This window comes from Kitasatospora sp. NPDC029367 (assembly GCF_055569135.1).
The window spans coordinates 20,473-37,725 of the sequence record NZ_JBVHYH010000001.1 but is presented as its reverse complement, the minus strand read 5'-3'; the positions used below and the strand labels follow the sequence as shown (position 1 = coordinate 37,725).

Annotated in this window: 21 protein-coding genes and 1 pseudogene; 6 read left to right on the top strand and 16 right to left on the bottom strand. The window is 72.9% G+C overall.

Annotation, left to right across the window (positions count from 1 at the left end; translation table 11 throughout):
• The first annotated feature begins 37 nt into the window (after nucleotides 1-37).
• Nucleotides 38-877 carry an SDR family NAD(P)-dependent oxidoreductase gene (locus tag ACZ4W5_RS00225; RefSeq protein WP_465651654.1) on the top strand — a complete coding sequence of 280 codons (840 nt, stop codon included), beginning with the start codon at nucleotides 38-40 and terminating at the stop codon, nucleotides 875-877.
• A 42-nt stretch (nucleotides 878-919) separates the two neighbouring features.
• Nucleotides 920-1,384, top strand: a complete 465-nt coding sequence (locus tag ACZ4W5_RS00220; RefSeq protein ID WP_465651652.1) for a protein-tyrosine phosphatase family protein — start codon at nucleotides 920-922, stop codon at nucleotides 1,382-1,384.
• 60 nt (nucleotides 1,385-1,444) lie between these two features.
• On the opposite strand, the gene ACZ4W5_RS00215 is transcribed toward ACZ4W5_RS00220, so the two are convergent.
• The 10 genes from ACZ4W5_RS00215 to ACZ4W5_RS00170 all read right to left on the bottom strand — a co-directional run bounded on the left by ACZ4W5_RS00215 (nucleotide 1,445) and on the right by ACZ4W5_RS00170 (nucleotide 10,330).
• Nucleotides 1,445-2,410: an urease accessory protein UreD gene (locus tag ACZ4W5_RS00215; RefSeq protein WP_465651650.1), complete on the bottom strand. Its 966-nt coding sequence runs from the start codon at nucleotides 2,408-2,410 to the stop codon at nucleotides 1,445-1,447.
• Complete coding sequence (ureG, locus tag ACZ4W5_RS00210; RefSeq protein ID WP_360240217.1) at nucleotides 2,407-3,027, bottom strand: urease accessory protein UreG; 621 nt, start codon at nucleotides 3,025-3,027, stop codon at nucleotides 2,407-2,409. The genes ACZ4W5_RS00215 and ureG overlap by 4 nt, the downstream gene beginning before the upstream one ends.
• Nucleotides 3,028-3,052: 25 nt before the next feature.
• On the bottom strand, nucleotides 3,053-3,769 hold the full coding sequence (locus ACZ4W5_RS00205; protein ID WP_465651647.1) for an urease accessory protein UreF: 717 nt from the start codon (nucleotides 3,767-3,769) through the stop codon (nucleotides 3,053-3,055).
• Nucleotides 3,766-5,490: an urease subunit alpha gene (gene ureC / locus ACZ4W5_RS00200; RefSeq protein ID WP_360240211.1), complete on the bottom strand. Its 1,725-nt coding sequence runs from the start codon at nucleotides 5,488-5,490 to the stop codon at nucleotides 3,766-3,768. The genes ACZ4W5_RS00205 and ureC overlap by 4 nt, the downstream gene beginning before the upstream one ends.
• Nucleotides 5,490-5,933, bottom strand: coding sequence for an urease subunit beta (locus tag ACZ4W5_RS00195; RefSeq protein ID WP_465651645.1), 444 nt, complete (start codon nucleotides 5,931-5,933; stop codon nucleotides 5,490-5,492). The genes ureC and ACZ4W5_RS00195 overlap by 1 nt, the downstream gene beginning before the upstream one ends.
• Before the next feature lie 23 nt (nucleotides 5,934-5,956).
• On the bottom strand, nucleotides 5,957-6,859 hold the full coding sequence (locus tag ACZ4W5_RS00190) for a sirohydrochlorin chelatase (protein ID WP_360240205.1): 903 nt from the start codon (nucleotides 6,857-6,859) through the stop codon (nucleotides 5,957-5,959).
• Nucleotides 6,860-6,862: 3 nt separating this feature from the next.
• Nucleotides 6,863-7,168: an urease subunit gamma gene (locus ACZ4W5_RS00185; RefSeq protein ID WP_188310190.1), complete on the bottom strand. Its 306-nt coding sequence runs from the start codon at nucleotides 7,166-7,168 to the stop codon at nucleotides 6,863-6,865.
• A 98-nt stretch (nucleotides 7,169-7,266) separates the two neighbouring features.
• Nucleotides 7,267-8,178, bottom strand: a complete 912-nt coding sequence (locus tag ACZ4W5_RS00180) for an urea transporter (protein ID WP_465651642.1) — start codon at nucleotides 8,176-8,178, stop codon at nucleotides 7,267-7,269.
• Nucleotides 8,179-8,640: 462 nt separating this feature from the next.
• Nucleotides 8,641-9,453 (bottom strand): dienelactone hydrolase family protein, encoded by an 813-nt coding sequence (locus tag ACZ4W5_RS00175; RefSeq protein ID WP_465651639.1) that lies wholly within the window; start codon nucleotides 9,451-9,453, stop codon nucleotides 8,641-8,643.
• A gap of 109 nt (nucleotides 9,454-9,562) precedes the next feature.
• Nucleotides 9,563-10,330, bottom strand: coding sequence for an alpha/beta fold hydrolase (locus tag ACZ4W5_RS00170; protein WP_465651637.1), 768 nt, complete (start codon nucleotides 10,328-10,330; stop codon nucleotides 9,563-9,565).
• 149 nt (nucleotides 10,331-10,479) lie between these two features.
• Here ACZ4W5_RS00170 and ACZ4W5_RS00165 point away from each other — a divergent pair, with 149 nt between their 5' ends.
• Together ACZ4W5_RS00165 and ACZ4W5_RS00160 are read left to right on the top strand one after the other, a co-directional pair.
• Nucleotides 10,480-11,013, top strand: a complete 534-nt coding sequence (locus tag ACZ4W5_RS00165) for a SigE family RNA polymerase sigma factor (protein WP_465651635.1) — start codon at nucleotides 10,480-10,482, stop codon at nucleotides 11,011-11,013.
• Nucleotides 11,010-11,924: a hypothetical protein gene (locus ACZ4W5_RS00160; RefSeq protein ID WP_465651633.1), complete on the top strand. Its 915-nt coding sequence runs from the start codon at nucleotides 11,010-11,012 to the stop codon at nucleotides 11,922-11,924. Before ACZ4W5_RS00165 ends, ACZ4W5_RS00160 begins: the two co-directional genes overlap by 4 nt.
• Before the next feature lie 86 nt (nucleotides 11,925-12,010).
• On the opposite strand, the gene ACZ4W5_RS00155 is transcribed toward ACZ4W5_RS00160, so the two are convergent.
• The 3 genes from ACZ4W5_RS00155 to ACZ4W5_RS00145 form a co-directional block, all read right to left on the bottom strand.
• A complete protein-coding gene (locus tag ACZ4W5_RS00155) occupies nucleotides 12,011-13,216 on the bottom strand; it encodes a glycosyltransferase (protein ID WP_465651631.1) in 1,206 nt (401 codons plus the stop codon).
• Nucleotides 13,217-13,341: 125 nt separating this feature from the next.
• On the bottom strand, nucleotides 13,342-14,154 hold the full coding sequence (locus ACZ4W5_RS00150) for a DUF4037 domain-containing protein (protein WP_465651629.1): 813 nt from the start codon (nucleotides 14,152-14,154) through the stop codon (nucleotides 13,342-13,344).
• A 75-nt stretch (nucleotides 14,155-14,229) separates the two neighbouring features.
• Nucleotides 14,230-14,949: an NAD(P)-dependent oxidoreductase gene (locus tag ACZ4W5_RS00145; RefSeq protein ID WP_465651627.1), complete on the bottom strand. Its 720-nt coding sequence runs from the start codon at nucleotides 14,947-14,949 to the stop codon at nucleotides 14,230-14,232.
• Between the two features lie 129 nt (nucleotides 14,950-15,078).
• Between ACZ4W5_RS00145 and ACZ4W5_RS00140 the strand changes: the two genes are divergently transcribed.
• Together ACZ4W5_RS00140 and ACZ4W5_RS00135 are read left to right on the top strand one after the other, a co-directional pair.
• Nucleotides 15,079-15,789, top strand: a complete 711-nt coding sequence (locus tag ACZ4W5_RS00140; RefSeq protein WP_465651625.1) for a TetR/AcrR family transcriptional regulator — start codon at nucleotides 15,079-15,081, stop codon at nucleotides 15,787-15,789.
• Between the two features lie 57 nt (nucleotides 15,790-15,846).
• Complete coding sequence (locus ACZ4W5_RS00135; RefSeq protein WP_465651623.1) at nucleotides 15,847-16,044, top strand: hypothetical protein; 198 nt, start codon at nucleotides 15,847-15,849, stop codon at nucleotides 16,042-16,044.
• A 49-nt stretch (nucleotides 16,045-16,093) separates the two neighbouring features.
• Here the strand turns inward: ACZ4W5_RS00135 and ACZ4W5_RS00130 are convergent, their stop codons facing one another.
• From ACZ4W5_RS00130 to ACZ4W5_RS00120, 3 genes and pseudogenes are all read right to left on the bottom strand, one after another.
• The gene (locus tag ACZ4W5_RS00130; protein WP_465651621.1) at nucleotides 16,094-16,414 is read right to left on the bottom strand and encodes a hypothetical protein; all 321 of its coding nucleotides are present in this window, start codon (nucleotides 16,412-16,414) and stop codon (nucleotides 16,094-16,096) included.
• A 134-nt stretch (nucleotides 16,415-16,548) separates the two neighbouring features.
• Nucleotides 16,549-16,872, bottom strand: a complete 324-nt coding sequence (locus ACZ4W5_RS00125; protein ID WP_465651619.1) for a DUF6191 domain-containing protein — start codon at nucleotides 16,870-16,872, stop codon at nucleotides 16,549-16,551.
• Between the two features lie 62 nt (nucleotides 16,873-16,934).
• A pseudogene (locus tag ACZ4W5_RS00120) lies at nucleotides 16,935-17,162 on the bottom strand (transposase); the annotation flags it as partial.
• Nucleotides 17,163-17,253 lie beyond the last annotated feature (91 nt).

Sequence of the window (17,253 nt, the reverse complement as noted above, 5' to 3'; positions counted from 1 at the left end):
ACCGGATCCGCCGCCACACCCGTTGACAGGAGTCCCGATGACCACGCCCACCCCGCCGCGGACCGTCCTCATCACCGGCTCCACCGACGGGCTGGGCCGCGCCCTCGCCCACCGCCTGGCCGCCGAGGGCGCCACCCTCCTGCTGCACGGCCGCGACCGGGACCGGCTCGACCGCACCGCCCGGGAGGTGGCCGAGGCCCACGGGACCGCCCGCCCGGCCACCCTGCTGGCCGACCTCGCCGAGCTGGACCAGGTCCGCGCCCTCGCGGCCGAGGTCCGTGCCACCACCGACCGGCTGCACGTCCTCGTCAACAACGCGGGCATCGGCGCCGGCGAACCCGACGGCCGCACCCGCCGCACCAGCGCCGACGGCCACGAACTGCGCTTCGCCGTGAACCACTTGGCCGGCTTCCTGCTCAGCCTCGAACTGCTGCCGCTGCTGCGCGCCAGTGCCCCCGCCCGGATCGTCAACGTCGCCTCCGCCGGACAGCAGGAGATCGACTTCGACGACCTCATGCTGGAGCGCGGCTACAACGGCACCAGCGCGTACTGCCGCAGCAAGCTCGCCCAGATCGCCTGCGGCATGGAGCTCGCCGCCCGGGTGCCGGCCGCCGAGGTGACCGTCAACAGCCTCCACCCGTCGACGTACATGCCCACCAAGATGGTGCTCCGGGAGATCGGCCACAGCATTGACAGCCTGGAGGACGGCGTGACCGCCACCCACCGGCTGGTCACCGACCCGGCCCTGGCCGGCGTCACCGGCCGCTACTACGACCGGCTGCGCGAGGCCCGCGCCAACCGCCAGGCGTACGACCTGCGGGCCCGGGCCGAGCTGTGGGAGCGCTGCCTGGAGCTCGTCGGGCACGCCGACGTCTGAAAGGCCATCGCGAGGCCCCGGTTGAAAGGCGACACCAGCGACATGACCGAGCACCCACACATGAGTTGGGCCCACGACGCCCCGGGCGTGCTGCGCCTGCCCTCCGGGCGGCTGCTGCGCGGGCGCGGCGTCCGCAACCCGCTGCCGCCGGGCCCGCGCCCCGACTTCGGGATCTACCTCCTCGGGCGCGAACCGAAGCCGCTCCCCTGGGAGAGTCGCTGGGTGCGCTGGCCCGACTTCCGGCTGCCCGCCGACCGCGCGGACGCCGCCGACGCCGCCGACGCCTTCCGGGAGGCCTGGGAGCGCTGCACCGGCGAGCGGGTCGAACTCGCCTGCGCGGGCGGCCGCGGGCGCACCGGCACGGCCCTGGCCTGCATCGCCGTCCTGGACGGCGTGCCGGCGGCGGAGGCGGTCGGGTACGTGCGGGAGCACTACAGCCGGCACGCCGTGGAGACGCCCTGGCAGCGGAAGTTCGTGGAGCGCTGGGCCCGGCCCTCGACCGACTGAGCGGCCCTCAGGTGCGCGGGCCCCGCCAGGACCCCGGCCCCGCCAGGACTCCCGACCCCGTCAGGTCTTCCGCAGCTCCGGTGCCGGCACCCCGATCAGCAGTTGCCGGACGGCGTCCCAAGCGGCCCGCAGGGCGGCGGCGCAGGCGCGGGTGTCGGAGTCGAGCAGCCGCAGCCAGGCCCCGCTGTCCTGCGGCAGCACGCTGACCCCGTACAGCAGGCCGCGGTCGGCCAGGGCCTCGTGCAGCGCGTCGGCGATCCGGGCGGCGGGCGCGAGCGGGCTGAGCACGTAGAGGCTGGACATCACGTCGTGGCCGCCGAGTACGGCGGGGCCGGTGACACTGGCCCCGGCGGGCTCCAGCCGGACGGTGTCCAGGGCCACCAACTCGCCGTCGGGGCGCCGCACTTCGAGGTCGGAGGCGAAGACCTGGTAGGCGTTGCGCTCGCCCCGGGCGAGGCGGCCGGCGAGGACGGTCTCCCCGGCCAGGACGGTCGCCCCCGGGTCCACGGTGAGCACCGTGCGCTGGTAGAGGCGCGAGTCGACGAAGGGGATCACCGGCTCGGGCAGGTACTCCACGTAGGCGCCGGGCCCGGCCTCCAGATTGACCAGCTGCGTCGCGTAGTCGTACTCCATCCGGTAGACCTTGGTGGCCGCCTGGGTGGTCAGGTGGACCGCCGTGTCGGCACCGCAGCGGATGTCGGTGCGCAGCCGGTCGGCCTGGAGGATGCCGCCGCCGGTGGACATCAGCAGGGTGACGGCGAGGTCGGGGCGGGCCGGGTCGAAGTACAGCGGGCGCATGATCTGCAGCGGCGACTTCTGGTAATGGCCGGTGAGTTCGGTGCGCCCGCCGATCCACTCGAAGGCCAGCTCCAGCAGCCCGACCTTGCCGGGGCGCCCGACCGCGAGGGTGTCGGGCGTCCCGGCGTACCGCCGGACCAGGTGCGGGACCCGGGCCGGCTCGTAGTGCCGGGGGTCGAGCCGGGGCACCGGCCGTTCCCCCTCGGGGGCGCGCGCAGCCACCGTCATGCCGGGACCTTGCGGAAGGTCTCCAGGAAGGTCGCGATCTCCTCCAGCCCCTCCCCCGTCAGGCAGTTGGTGAGCACCACCGGCCCGCCCTCGCGGACCCGCCGGGCGTCGGACTCCATGACGCCGAGGTCGGCGCGCACGTACTGGGCGATGTCGATCTTGTTGATGACCAGCAGCTCCGACTCGGTGATGCCCGGGCCGCGCTTGCGGGGCATCTTCTCGCCCTCGGCGGTGTCGAGGACGAACAGGAAGAGGTCGACCAGCACCGGGCTGAACGTCAGGGTCAGGTTGTCGCCGCCGGACTCGTACAGCAGGGTGTCGACGTCGGGGAAGCGCTCCAGCATCTCGGCCCCGGCGGCCAGGTTCATGGTCGGGTCGTCGCGCACGGCGGTGTGCGGGCAGGCGCCGGTCTCGACGCCGACCACCCGTTCCGGGTCGAGCACTCCGGCGAGGGTGCGGCGGACGTGCTGGGCGTCCTCCTGGGTGTAGATGTCGTTGGTGATGACCGCCGGGCGGTGGCCGCGCTCGATCAGCACCGGCACCAGCGCCTCGATGAGCGCCGTCTTGCCGGAGCCGACCGGGCCGCCGATGCCCACCCGGAGCACGTTCTCGGTCATGGTGTCTCTCCCTTCCTAGGTGTGTTCAGCTCGCGAAGAGCCGGGCCTCGGCCCGTTCGTGCCGTCCGGACATCGCGTCCGCGACCGGCACGCAGCCGCCGAGGTCCGCCAACTCCCGTACCAGCGCGTCCGCGACCACCTCGCGGATGACCGGGGCGGCGGCCCGCAGCACCACCTGCGCCTTGCGGTGGTCGGTCAGCCGCAGCCGCAGCGCGGCGCCGACGAAGCTGGTGCAGAAGGCGAACAGGTCGCTGGCGACGGCCTGGTGGACCGGGACGGCGGCCGAGGCGTGGGCGACCCCGGCGGCCACCGCCTGGCAGCCGGGGGCACGCTTGTCGGCCACCAGGGCGGCATACCGCTCCAGCGGCTCGCCGCCCACCGACTCCCATGCGATCTCCAGGAGTTGGCGCCCGGTGCGGGTCGCGGCCAGCCGCAGCTCGCGGTTGAGCTTGGTGGCGTGCAGCCGCCGGTCGATCTCGGCGAGCAGCTCCCAGTCCCCGGCGGTGGCGGCCCGGTGGGCCAGGGCGAGCGCCGTGGCGTCGGCCGGTCCGACGCTGTGCCGCAGCAGGTCGGTGAGCAGCCCGGGCATGGTGTCGGCGGTGACGGCCTTGGCCTGGGCGTAGCCCTCCAGTCCGTGCGAGAGGGTGTAGAAGCCGCTGGGGAAGGCGGAGTCGGTCAGCTGGAGGCTGACCAGCAGGGCGTCCAGCCCCTGGTCGGCAGGCCCCGGATCGGTGCCGCTCACGCGAGGTAGAACAGGTGGTTGAGCGGCAGTTCGCGGGCCGGCTCGATGGTCGCGGGCTCGCCGTCCAGGGTGACCTTGTACGTCTCCGGGTCGACCGCGATCTTCGGCAGCGCGTCGTTGCGCACCATGTGCTGCTTGCCGACCGAGCGGCAGTGCCGCACCGGCAGCACCCGGCTGTCCAGCCCCAGCCGGGCCGGCACCCCGAGGTCGACGGCGGCCTGGGACATGAAGGTGATCCGGGTGGCCTGCTTGGCCCGCCCGAACGCCCCGTACATGGGCCGGTAGTAGACCGGCTGCGGGGTGGGCAGCGAGGCGTTGGGGTCGCCCATCAGCGCCCAGTTGATGAGGCCGCCCTTGATGACCAGCTTGGGCTTGGCACCGAAGGAGTTGATCGGCCACAGCACGATGTCGGCGAGCTTGCCGGGCTCCAGCGAACCGATGTGCTCGGCGGTGCCGGAGGCGATGGCCGGGTTGATGGTGAGCTTGGCGAGGTAGCGCAGCACCCGGAAGTTGTCGTTGCGCTCGCTGTCGCCGGCCAGCTTGCCGCGCTGCGCCTTGCAGTGGTGGGCGGTCTGGAAGGCGCGGGTGAAGGACTCCCCGATCCGGCCCATGGCCTGCGAGTCGGAGGAGAAGATCGAGATGACGCCCTCGTCGTGCAGCACGGTCTCGGCGGCGATGGTCTCGGCGCGCACCCGGGAGTCGGCGAAGGAGACGTCCTCGGGGATGTCGTGGCTGAGGTGGTGGCAGACCATCACCATGTCGAGCAGCTCGTCCACCGAGTTGACGGTGTAGGGCAGGGTCGGGTTGGTGGAGGACGGCAGCACGTTGGGCTCGCCGGCGATCCGCATGATGTCGGGGGCGTGGCCGCCGCCCGCGCCCTCGGTGTGGAAGGTGTGGATGGTGCGGCCGTCGATCGCGGACAGGGTGTCCTCGAAGAAGCCGGACTCGTTGAGGGTGTCGGTGTGGATGGCCACCTGCACGTCGTACTCGTCGGCGACGCGCAGCGCGCTGTCGATGGCCGCCGGGGTGCTGCCCCAGTCCTCGTGCACCTTGAGCCCGCACACCCCGGCCTCGACCTGCTCGCGCAGCGCGCCCGGCAGCGAGCCGTTGCCCTTGCCGAGCAGGCCGACGTTGACCGGGAGGTCCTCGACCGCCTGGTACATCCGCCCGATGTTCCACGGGCCGGGGGTACAGGTGGTGCCGTTGGTGCCGTCGGAGGGGCCGGTGCCGCCGCCGATCAGGGTGGTGATGCCGTTGCTCAGCGCCTCCTGGGCCTGCTGCGGGGCGATGAAGTGGATGTGGGTGTCGACGCCGCCGGCGGTGGCGATCAGGTGCTCGCCGGAGATCACCTCGGTGCCGGGGCCGATCACCAGCTTGGGGTGCACCCCGCTCTGGGTGTGCGGGTTGCCGGCCTTGCCGACGGCGGTGATGAAGCCGTCCTTGACGCCGATGTCGCCCTTGACCACGCCGAGCACCGGGTCCAGCACGACGACGTTGGTGATCACCAGGTCGAGCGCGCCCTGCACCGAGGTGGCGGCCGGGTCCTGGGCCATGCCGTCGCGGATGCCCTTGCCGCCGCCGTAGACGGCCTCGTCGCCGTAGTGGCCCTGGTTGAAGTCCTGTTCGACCTCGACCACGAGGTTGGTGTCGGCCAGGTGGAAGCGGTCACCGACGGTGGGGCCGAAGAGGTCGGTGTACTGCTTGCGGGACAGCATGGCCATCAGCGGTCGCCCTCCGAGTGGGTCCGGGTGTGGAAGTCCCTGCCGTGCAGGTCGTCGTCCTTGAGGTCGAGGGTGGTGCCCTTGAAGCCGCGGGCGATGGCCCGGTCGATGGCCCGGGCACGGGTGTCGCGCGCGGTGGTGCCGCCGTCCACCAGGTTGCTGAAACCGACCAGGCGGCGGTGCCCGCCGAACTCGGCCAGGGTGACGTCCTTGGTGTCGCCCGGCTCGAAGCGGACGGCGGTGCCGGACGGGATGTCGAGGTGCTTGCCGAAGGCGGCGTTGCGGTCGAAGTCGAGGGCGCGGTTGGCCTCGAAGAAGTGGTAGTGGGAACCGACCTGGATCGCGCGGTCGCCCGTGTTGCTGACCGTGATCGTGGCCTTGGCTCGGCCGGCGTTGATCTCCACCGGGTCGTCGCCGTACAGGTATGTGGCGCCACCGGACATGGCTGGCCTTCCTCTCTGCCCGTTCAGTGGGGGGTGTGTGCAGGTGCAGATGCTGGTGCGTGGGGGTGGGGGTGGTGCCCGTGGTCGTGGTGCCCGTGGTCGTGGTGCGGGCCGCCCGGGCCGTGGCTGTGGGCGTAGCCGTGTCCGTGCTCGGCGTCGAGGCCGGCCAGGATGCCGTCCTCGCCGTGGCCCAGCAGGTGCAGCGCCGCCGCCGTGCGGGCCGCGACCACGCCGGCGATCGCGGACGGGCGCAGCAGCGGGCCGCCGTCCCGGACGTCCTCCCCGGTCAGGGCGGGGATCGGGCCGACGGGCAGGGCCGGTCCGAAGGAGGCCGGGACGGCCGTGACCCGCGCGGCGCCGAGCAGCCGGCAGCGTTCGACGCCCTCGGCCGGGTCGGGGTCGCCGCCCGTGAAGGCGACCTCGACCCGGTGGTGGCGCCCGTACTGGCGGACCAGCCGGGCGATCCGGAACAGTTCGGCGTCCTCGAAGGGCCCGGCCGCCGGGGCGGTGACCAGGACGGCGTCCCCGTCGTCGGCCGCGCCCGCGGCGGCGCGCAGCCAGCCGATCAGGTGCTCGGCGGCGCCGAAGGGTGGGGTGAGCGCGAGCCGTCCGCGGCCCTCGCCGGCGGCGAGCCAGCGCAGGGCGCGGGCGGTGTCGGCGATCAGCTTCGGGTCGCGGCCGAGGGTCATCGGGACGACGCACACCGGCCCGTCCCCGGCCGCCAGGGCGGACCGGACGGCTTCGGCGAGTGGACGCCCGGCGGCGGCCGCCGCGTGCACGGCGTACCCGTGTACGGCGTACCCGTGCGCGGGGTGGCCCTGCCCGCTATGGCCCTGCCCGTGCCCGACCAGGGCGGCCAGGTCGCGGCCGCCGTCGCTCTCGTGCCCGCCCGCGAGGACGACCGTGGCGGGCTGTGGTGCGGTCATGGGTCAGGCACCGACCGGGTCGTGACAGGAGACCAGCTTGGTGCCGTCCAGGAAGGCGGCCTCGACCTGGAGCAGCGGCAGCATCTCGCGGACGCCGGGCATGACCTCGGCGTTGCTGACGACCTGCTTGCCGATCTCCATGCACTCGGCGACGGTACGGCCGTCCCGGGCCCCCTCCATGATGGCCTCGCTGATCAGCGCGCAGGCCTCGCTGTAGTTGAGCTTGACGCCGCGGTCGCGGCGTTTGCGGGCCAGATCGGCCACGACGTAGATGTAGAGCTTGTCCATCTCACGCGGGGAGAGGTTCATCGGAACCACTTCTCCTTTCCGAGAATCCGACGAAATGCAAGTCATGGGAATTGCAGGGGAGTTGGCCGACGGAATATCAGGTTACGGCGACTACGGGTTCAGATCCGACGTAGCCGGGGAATCGCCGGCACCGCCGCCAGGAACAGCAAGGTGGTCAGGACGAACGGCCACGTTAAGGCGTGGCCGCCGAACGGCGCGGTGACCGCGTCGAGCGCCGGGGTCAGGACGGTGGCGGCCGCCGCGCCGAGCGCGGCGTAGGCCGCGCTCCAGCCGTCCGGGGCGACGAACACCCCGCACAGCGCCAGTGCCACCAGCACGCCGCTGTAGCCGAGCAGCCCCTGCCCGACGGCCCCGGCCGGCGCCCCTGACGCCCAGGCGGTGAGCAGTCCGGTGGCGCTGCCGACGCAGGCCATCAGCCCGGCGAGCCGGCCGGCCGCGAACAGCCCGGCCAGGAACAGCAGGCCGACGTACCACTGGGGCATGAGGAAGACCTGGCCGATGTTGGCGAAGAACCCCTGCCAGAGCTGTTCCCAGCTCGGACCGGTGCCGTCGGTGGCCGGTACGGGCGGCGCGGCCGGGCCGCCGCCCTCCGGCCGCAGCCGCCGGAACCTGGGCGCGGCCACCGTGACGGCGGTCGCGACCAGGCAGAACGGCGCGGTCAGCGCGGGCAGTCCACGCCCCTCCAGCAGCGCCCCGAGCCCGGCGGTCACCACCACGGCGACCACCGCACCGAGCACCGCGACCACGACCGTGGCCGGGTGGCCCGGGTCGAGGAACACCGCGCAGGCGAGCGCCACCAGGCACCCGTTGTACCCGGCCAGTCCCGCCTCGACGGTGTCCCGCCGCAGCCGGAGGCCGTACCCGGCGGCGGTGGAGACGGCGCTGCCCAGCAGGCCGTAGAGGCCGTACTGCCGGCCCGCGGCGAACAGTGCGACGACGAAGAGGAGTCCGCACACGGCGGACGGCATGAAATTGACCTGGGCGACACCGCGCAGGACTTCGACGACCAACTTGACGGATATCGGACGGACAGCCGGCCGAGCCCCTTCCGGGACTCCTTCCCCACCCTTCTGCAGACCCATACGGCGCACCAATTCCCCGGTACGGCCGAGGGGGCTCGGGAGATTGCTCGGGAGCCCGTTCGGCGATTCGTTGGGGAACCGTACTCCTGCGGATTGCGGAGCGGGATGGGCGCAATGGGTCACGCCAAGTCGACGGTGGGTGACGACAGGGCCGCTGAGCTGCAACATTCTGTTGAAATCAACGCCCGGCGGAGCGGTCGGGGAGCGCAATTCTTTGCGAAGTTTTACTCGCCCTCGACAAACACCAGAATATGACCATGCCAAGTAGTTCTTGACAAATTCCACTGATCCCGGCAATACGGACAGCGAAAACTGTGAGAATGCTGTGAAACACCGGGCGGATGTGACGGAAGTGTGGTCGGATCGGGGCGTCGGCGCACACGGTTCCGATCAGGTCGTCGCCGGTGCCCCGCCCCCGAGGTGGCGCAGCAGGAAGCCCTCCGAGGCCGCCGCCTCGAACCCGGGCACCGCCAGATGGCCCCCGGGATTGGCGTACAGCGTCTTCTCCCGCGAACCCAGCGCGCCGTACAACGCCAACGCGCCCTCGCGCGGCTGGAGTTCGTCGTCCCACTGGAGGACGAACTCCACCGGCACGGTCACCCGCCCGGCCGCCTCCGCCAATGCGGCGTTCCCCGCCAGGCCGAACACCGCGGCCACGATGCGGGGTTCGGCCGCCGCGAGCGGGACACCGATCACCGTGCCGAGCGACAACCCCCAGTAGCCGACCGGCCCCAGGCCCTCCCCCGTCGCGCCCGCCAGGGCGTCCAGCACCGCCCGCCACTCCGGCACGGCCCGCTCGGCGAGCGCCGCCGTGTGCCGCGCCACCCACGCGCTGACCGGGCGCCCGGCCGCCAGCAACTGCCCGATCTCGGTGGCGAACCGCTCGTCCTGCGCGGTGCGCGCCCGCTCGCCGTGCCCGGGCGCGTCGATCGCCACCGACGCCCAGCCGTACCGCCGCGCGCAGCGCAGCGCCCGCTCCCGCGGCCCCCACCGGTCCTGCCCGCCCCCGTGCCCGAGCAGTACCAGCGGCCGCCCGCCGGGACCGGGCGGGCCGTCGTGGCCGGGTAGGCCGGGCGTGCCGTCGGGGCCGGGCGGGCCGTCGGGATCGGAGCCGTCCGGTTGCCAGAGCACGCCGGGCACGCCGTCGAGGACGAAACGGCGTTCCAGGACGCCGTCCGAGCTGGTCTCCGAGGTGAAGTGCACCTGTCCATGATGGCCCCCGACACCCGTTCGAGTCCGGCCTTTCCGCCCCCTGGCCGATACTCACCGGAGCCGCCCCGGCCCTCACCGCCGCACACGCACCACCGCGCCGCTACCGGCCCGCCGAGGACTCCCGCAGGAAGTCCGTCAGCAGTGCCGTCACCTCCGCCGGGCGCTCCAGGCTCGGCAGGTGGCCGGCCCAGGGCAGTTCGAGGTGGCGGACGTGCCGGGAGTTCGGCAGCAGGCCGGGCAGCTCGGCGGCTATCGCGCGGTAGTCCGGCAGGTCGTGGGCGCCCGCGACGGCCAGGGTCGGGGCGGTGATCCGGGCGAGGTCGGTCTCCTCCTGCTCCGGCCCGCCCGTCGCCTCCCACTGCACCTCGAAGTTGTGGCGCTGCATCCGGCGGACGAACGCGCGGGTCTCCTCGTCGGCCTCCGGGCCCAGCCAGGTACGGACGTTGAGCTCGACGGCGCCGTCGATGTCGTCCGCCTCCACCAGCGCCTCCTCCTCGGCCCCGAAGGCCCGCAGGGCCTCGGAGGGCTGGTGGCCCGGCCGGCCCGCGCCGAGCAGGGCCAGGGCCGTGACCGCCTGCGGGCGCAGCGCCGCCACCGTCAGGGCCGTCCGCCCGCCGTACGAGGCGCCGACCACCGCGGTGGACTCGATGCCCAGGTGGTCGAGCAGGGCGAGCACGTCGGCGGCGGCGGCGTACGGCCCGTCGGCGAGCGGGGTGTCGCCGAAGCCGCGGAAGTCGCAGCGGACGACACGGTGGCCGGCGTCGAGCAGGGCCTGCCACTGCCCGTCCCACATCCGCCGGTCGCACACCGCGGAGTGCAGCAGCAGAACGGCCGGTCCGGCACCTGAATCGTCGTGAGAGAGGATCATGCGGCGGATGGTAGCCGTGGGAAGGGTGGGCCGCGAACCGTTTCTCCGGGGAAACGTTTCTCCGGGGAACCGTTTCTCCGGGGAACCGTTTCTCCGGGGAGTAAGCGCTTCCGCCCCCGCGTGGGCTCTTGGTGGGTGAGGAGGTGCTCATGGGAGAACCGAAGAGCGCACGGGACGAGGAGTTCCAGACGTTCGTCGTCGCGGCCTGGCCACGGCTGGTGCGGACGGCGTTCCTGCTGGCCGGCGAGCAGTACGCGGCCGAGGACCTGGTGCAGTCGGCGGCGGAACAGGCCTGCGCGGCCTGGTCGAAGGTGCGCCGGGCCGACGATCCGTACGCCTACGTGCGGCGGATCCTGGTGAACCAGCACGCCCGTCGCTGGCGCCGCCGGACGCCGGAGCTGCTGGTCGACGCGGTGCCGGACGCGGCGGGACGGGAGGACGGCTTCGCCCGCTCCGACCAGCGCGGCGCGCTGCTGGCCGCGCTCGCCACCCTGCCGCCGCGCCAGCGCGAGGCGGTGGTGCTGCGCTACTGGGAGGACCTGAGCGACAGCCAGACGGCACTGGCGATGGGCTGCTCGGTGGGCGCGGTGCGCAGCCACGCGGCGAAGGGCATCGGGAAGCTGCGGCAGGTCCCGGCGCTGGTGGAGCCGATGGACAGGACTGAGATCGGAGGGGCGGTATGACCATGGAGAACCCGGGAGCGGGCAAGGACGCCGATCTGTGGGTCGGGCTGGGCCTGGCCGAGGCGGCGTCGACCGCGCGGATCGGACCGGTGCCGGTGGCGGACATCGTGGCGGGCGGTCGGCGGATCCGGCGCCGTCGCCGGACGGCGGTCGGCGCCGTGGCACTGGCCTCGGCGGTGCTGCTGGCGGGCGGGGCGATCAGCCAGCTGCGGCCGGCCCCGGCCGCCTCCCAGCCCCTGGTCGCCGCGGGCAGCGGCCACGGCACCGGCACCGGCGGCCCGCCGACCCCCACGGCGGGCACGCCCACCACCCCGGCTGCGCGGGACCCGTTCACCCCGCTCCGGGTGGTGATCGGGCAGGGCACCACGGCGGACGGCAAGGAGTGGAAGCTGTGGCGGGCGGTGTGGCCGACGGCGCCCAAGGACCGGGCGTACGAGCAGGCCCTCGCCGTGTGGCAGGAGCGCAGCCCGTACGACACGGCGGTGAGCAAGCCCACCCCGGAGTACGTCGACCGGTACTACAACGCCGACTCCGACGTCATCAACACCTACTTCACGGTCGACGGGGTCCGGCAGAGCCACGACTCCGAGGGCATCACCCCCGCCCCCGGCAAGCTCGACCCCCGCGACGGCAGGTACATCGGCGGCGGCCTGCAGGGCGCCCGCGGCAAGGGCGACACCGTGGCGCCGGGCGACATCGTCGCGCTGGGCCTCGGCCCGGACATCGCCCGGGTGAAGGTCACCTGGAAGGACGGGAGCGTCACCGAGCCGACCATCGTCACCGTGGGCGACCTGCCGCTGCGCGAGGTCGTGGTGGCCCGGCCGGCGGGCAAGACGGCCAAGCTGTGGGAGTTCTTCGACCGGAACGGCGCCAAGGTCCCGGACTCGGGGTCGCAGTTCCTGACCTCCTGAGTCCCGGCGTCCTGCCGTCCCGGCGTCCTGCCGTCCCGGCGTCCTGAACTCCCGGCGTCCTGAACTCCTGGTGCCGCCCGGCGTCGTCAGGCCAGCAGCAGCTTCGCCGCCACCTCGGCCCCGTCCGTGCGGACCTCGCGTGCGAGCGCCGTCGCCCGTGCGGCGACCTCCGGGGCCAGCGCCGCCCGGAGCGCGTCGGTCAGCGAATCGACGGTGGGGACGGCCCCCTCGTGGGCCACGCCGATCCCCAACTCGGCGACGCGGCCCGCCCAGTAGGGCTGGTCGACCATCTGCGGCACCACCACCTGCGGGGCCCCGGCCAGGGCGGCCGCGGTGGTGGTGCCCGCGCCACCGTGGTGGACGGCGGCGGCGATCCGGGGGAACAGCGCCTGCTGGTTGACCTCGCCGACGGCGAAGCAGTCGTCCCCGCCGTCGACGAGGGCCAGCTCCGCCCAGCCCCGGGCGAGCACCACCCGCCGCCCCAGCGCCCGCGCGGCCGTCACCGCGTCGCGTGCCGCGTCGGGAGCGCCGCCCATCGGCATGCTGCCGAAGCCCACGTACACCGGGGCCTCGCCGGCGTCCAGGAAGGCGGACAGCCCGGCGGGCAGCGGGCGGTGGTCGGGCAGCAGCCAGGCGCCTGTTGGGACGACGGCGCTTCCGGCGAAGTCCAGCCAGGGGCCCAGGAGTTGGTCGGTGGCCAGCCAGGGGCTGTCGGTGAGGACGTGGTCACGCACATTGTCCACGGCGGGCAGGCCCACCGAGGCACGATGGGCGTTGACCGGCTCACGGAACAGCGCGTTCATGGTGCGGATGTTGTCCTGCCACAGCTCCCGGTTGTCCGTCACCCCCGGCAGGTACGGGTGGCCCGGGTACTCGAACGGCGGGTGGTACGGGGAGGGCAGCATGGTCGGCTGGAGGGCGACGTAGCGGAAGCGGGCGCCGACCGTCTCGGCCGCCGCCTGGGCGCCGGCCACCGCCGGGAAGAGCCCGGTGGCCACCACCGTGTCCCCCGGCCCGGCGGTCGCCGCGACGGCCTCGTGGAACTGCCCGACCATCGTGGCCACCCGCCGGGGGAAGTCCCCGGGCGCGGGCGGCTCCCCCTTCACGGCCGGCCGCACGGCCGGCCCGACCGGCACCAGCTCGACCCCGTCGACGGCCAGCCGCCGGGCGAACTCCTCGTCCGGCGGCGCGCACACCCGCACCGGCACGCCGAGTTCCCGCAGCTTCACCGCGAGTCCCGCCAGCGGCTGGACGTCACCGCGCGAACCATAGGTGGACAGCACGACGCGCATCCTGACATTCCTCCCGTTCTCCCCAGGGGCCCCGCCCTGGAGTTGGAGATTCTGCGGCACGACCAGGGCCTTGCGGCAAGGCCCCCCGTGCGCTATACGTTGAGAGTGGCGGGGGGCGCGTGCGGTCATCCGCGCAGGACCGCCACCACCTCCCCGACCAACTGCCGCGCCCGCTCCACCGTCGCGGTCAGCGCCGCGGGGGTCTCCCCGGCGGAGCCGAGCAGTTGACGCACCCGTGCGTCGAAGTCCGCTGACACACCGTCGAGTTGACCGGCGACGGCCAGCGCGCCCTTCTCGTTGAGGCACCAGCGGCGGTCCCGCGCGTACAGCGCCTGCAGCAGCACGCCGACCGCCCGGGAGAGGCAGAGCGAGACGTACAGCACGTCGCCCCGCTCCGCCCCCTTCGCCGCCGCGCCGACCAGGAACTCCGCCTCCCAGGCCCCGGCCGTCAGGGCCGCGCGCAGCGGCTCGGGATAGTCCGCGGTCTGGGCCCGGAGAGCGGCCAACTCCCCTGTCGGGTCGGCGAGTACGCGACCGAGCGCAAGCTCCCCGACGTAGCAGGGCGACCAGAACCCGAGCGGGTGCCCGGCCTGTACGCCGACTTCGTAGCGGCCCTCGCGGCAGTCGGCCCACACCCGCTCGACCCGGTCGAGGTCCCGCAGGATCCAGTCCACGGCGACCCCGTCGACCCGCAGCCACGCCCCGCCGTTCACCCACGGCCCCCAGCCGCCGGGCCCGGCGACCTCGACCCCTGGGCCCGCCAGCTCCCCCAGGGCCGCGAGGTCGAGGTCGCCGCGGTAGTAGACGCCGAGGTCCCAGTCGGACTCCGGGCGGTGCTCCCCGCGCGCCCGGCTTCCGCCGAGCATCACCCCCACTACGCCCGGGACTTCGGCCAGTCGGACCGCCATGTGCGCGATGTGCTCGGTGATCGGCTGCATGACGGGATTCTCGCGCATCCACGGCGGCCGGGCGGGCGCATTTCGGGCCCGGCGCGGCCTCTCCCTGGGACCCCCTCAGTACCCGACGGTGAACCGCCGCTGGACGAAGCGCGGCAGTTCCGCCTCGTCCACCAGCGCGACGGCGGCGTCCTCCGCCGAGATCCGGCTCACCCCGTCCGCGTCCAGCACCGGCTGGTCGCCGCCGATCCGGAACCGGCCGGTGCGCTCACCGGGGCCGATCTGCTCGGCGGGGCTGAAATACGTCCAGAGCCGGTTCGATGCGCGCAGGACGTCCAGCGCCTCGCGGTGGCCGCGCACGGCTGCCGCGTACTCGCGCGGAAGGCCGAGTTCGTCGAGGGAGGCGTGGACGAGCTCGTCGCGGTCGGCGCGGACGACGCCCGGTTCGAGCTCCAGGCTGCCGGCGCCGCCGATGACGATGAGCCGGGTGCGCGGGTGGCTCTCCAGGGCCTTGAGCAGGGCCCTGGCGGCAGCGGCGTAGACGGTCGGGTCGGCGATGGAGCGCCGGACGGTGTCCGCGAAGTCCTTCGAGGCGTTGCCCGGCTGGTAGCCGCTGATCAGGACGTCCATGCCGGGCAGGACGGCGGCGATGCCCGCCGGGTCGAGGACGTCGAGGCTCGACCAGGTCAGGTGCTCGCGCCGGTCGGTGATCGCCGCCGCATCGCGACTGAATGCCGTGACGTGGTGTCCGCGCCCGAGGGCCTCGGTGACGACCCGACTGCCGATGGTCCCGGTGGCTCCGATGACGCCGATGTGCATGGCTCTCCCCTGGTTCATGCGTGGTCATGGTGGCTGGACAGCGCGGAACCCCAACGATCCTCACGCCGTGCGAAAACTATACGGCGTGAAGTTTCTGAACGGCAATCAGGAAGGTGACGGCGTAGAGCTGCACGGTAGAGTGAGCCCGTGGCAGCCACCCGAAGCACCGGACGACGCGAGCGACTGCGGGCCGAGACGACCGCCGAGATCAAGCTCACCGCCCTGGACCTGATGCGCTCCGGCGGCCCGGACGCGATCACCCTGCGGGCCATCGCCCGCGAGATGGGCATGACCGCCAACGCCATCTACGGCTACTTCGCCACCCGCGACGACCTGGTCACCGCCCTCATCGCGGACGTCTACACCGCGCTCGCCGACGCCGTCGACACCGCCTGGGCCGACTCGGCCCGCCGGGCCCCGGCCGAACGCATCACGGCCTGGGCGCACGCCTTCCGCGACTGGGCGCTCACCAACCCCGAGGGCTTCCGACTCATCTACGGCGACCCCGTCCCCGGCTACCAGGCCCCGGCAGGCGGCCCCGCACCGGACGCCGCCCGACGGGTCTGCGTCGGCATCGCCGCGCTCGCGGACGCGGCCCGGGCCGGCACCGAACCGGCCCCCGACGATTCCGGGTTCACCTGGGACGACTTCGACCCGGGCCTGCTCCACAAGGTCCGCCCGGCCTTCCCCGACCTGCCCCCCGCCGGAGTCGCCCTGGCCCTGCGGATCTGGGCCCACCTGCACGGCCTGATCACCCTGGAGGTCTACGGCCACCTGCGCGCCCAGACCTTCGCGCCGGACAAGCTGTTCCGCTCCGAACTCGACCAGCTGGTAAGGACCTTGAACCTCGGCGGCTGACGGCGTGGCTCAGTGACGCCAGCCCCGGCAGGTGGCTCGCGCGTATGCTCCCGTGGCATGAAGCGCGTGTTGGTGACCGGCATGTCCGGGGTCGGCAAGTCCGCGTTGCTGGACGAGTTGGCATCGCGGGGCCACGTGACGGTGGACACCGACCACGGTGACTTCCACGAGCTGGTCGACGGGGAGCGGTTGTGGCGGCGCGACCGGATCGGACAGCGTCTTCCAGCACTCTCAACCTCACGACCTCTGCGTTGATCAACGTCGACTTCAGCGAGAAGACGTGATCACGTAGGGGCAGGAATGACTATCCAGGCCGGCGGGCAGCTGGCCCCAGATCGCGGCCGTCGAGGACCTCGATGTCCGTGACACCCGTCATGGACGGGTCCAGGCTCAACCAGATCACGTCTTCGCCGTCGCGCTGCAGCTGAGCCATCCGGGATCCTGACGAACCGAGCGGCGCGGTCAACAGGTTGGTGCAGCTGGGCGTGCACGTACACGGGCCGAAGTACAGCAAGTCATCGATGACCTCGGCCAGGGGATCAGCCTCGGCACGCAGCAGCAGAACAATCTCAGCGGTGAGTTCCGGGAAGACATCCGCCAACCGTGGGTACTGAACTGCGGTCATGGCACTGAACCGTACACACGCCTACTACCTCGCGAGCCAGCCGTACCACTCCGGGTCAGAGGTTGAAGAACAAGCCTGGGGTCTGTTTCAGAAGTGGATCTTGCAGTGAGTGGATCGCGCATGGTGCGGCACGGCTAGTTCTGCTGTTGAACGACTGCGGTGCCGCCGTCCAAGTCGATACCGATGCGAGGCGGGGCGCCATCGTGGTCGTCATCCCGCAGAACCAGTTGAGTCCGCCGCTGCTCGATTTGCACGCGCTTGTTGGCATTGAAGAAGGCGTGCAACTCCTCGGTCGCGGTGGCACCGAGGCCGAGCCCGCTGCTTCGCGATCGAGTGGTCAGACGACGGCACAACCATCCCGGACGGCCGGATCGCACCATGAGATGCCGGATCGAGGCCAGGGTGAAGGGCACGATCACCAGCACTGCCATGAAGAGCAGACCCGCCATCATCACCATGCCGACCCAACGCGCGAAGGTGGTACCTCCGTTCCTGGCCGTTGCCGCCGTTGCCGCCGTTCACGGCGGCGCAGGTAGGCGCGGTTTGCGCGGGAACCGTACGCCTTGTCCGCGCGGACCTTGTCGGGCCGGGTGCGTGGCCGTCCCGCTCCGAGCCGGGGTACCCGAATGCGGCCCAGGACGACCTGGAACTGCGGGGAGTCCCCGCGCTGGCCGGCCGTGATCACGAGCGACATCGGCTTCTGTGCCCGCTCGACCACAAGATGGATCTTGGTGGTCAGTCCGCCGCGTTAGCGTCCGAGCCCGTGGTCGTCGGGCTCGGTGAAGACGCCGCCGGGGCGGAATCCGGACGGTGCGTCACGTCATCACAACGCAAGGCCT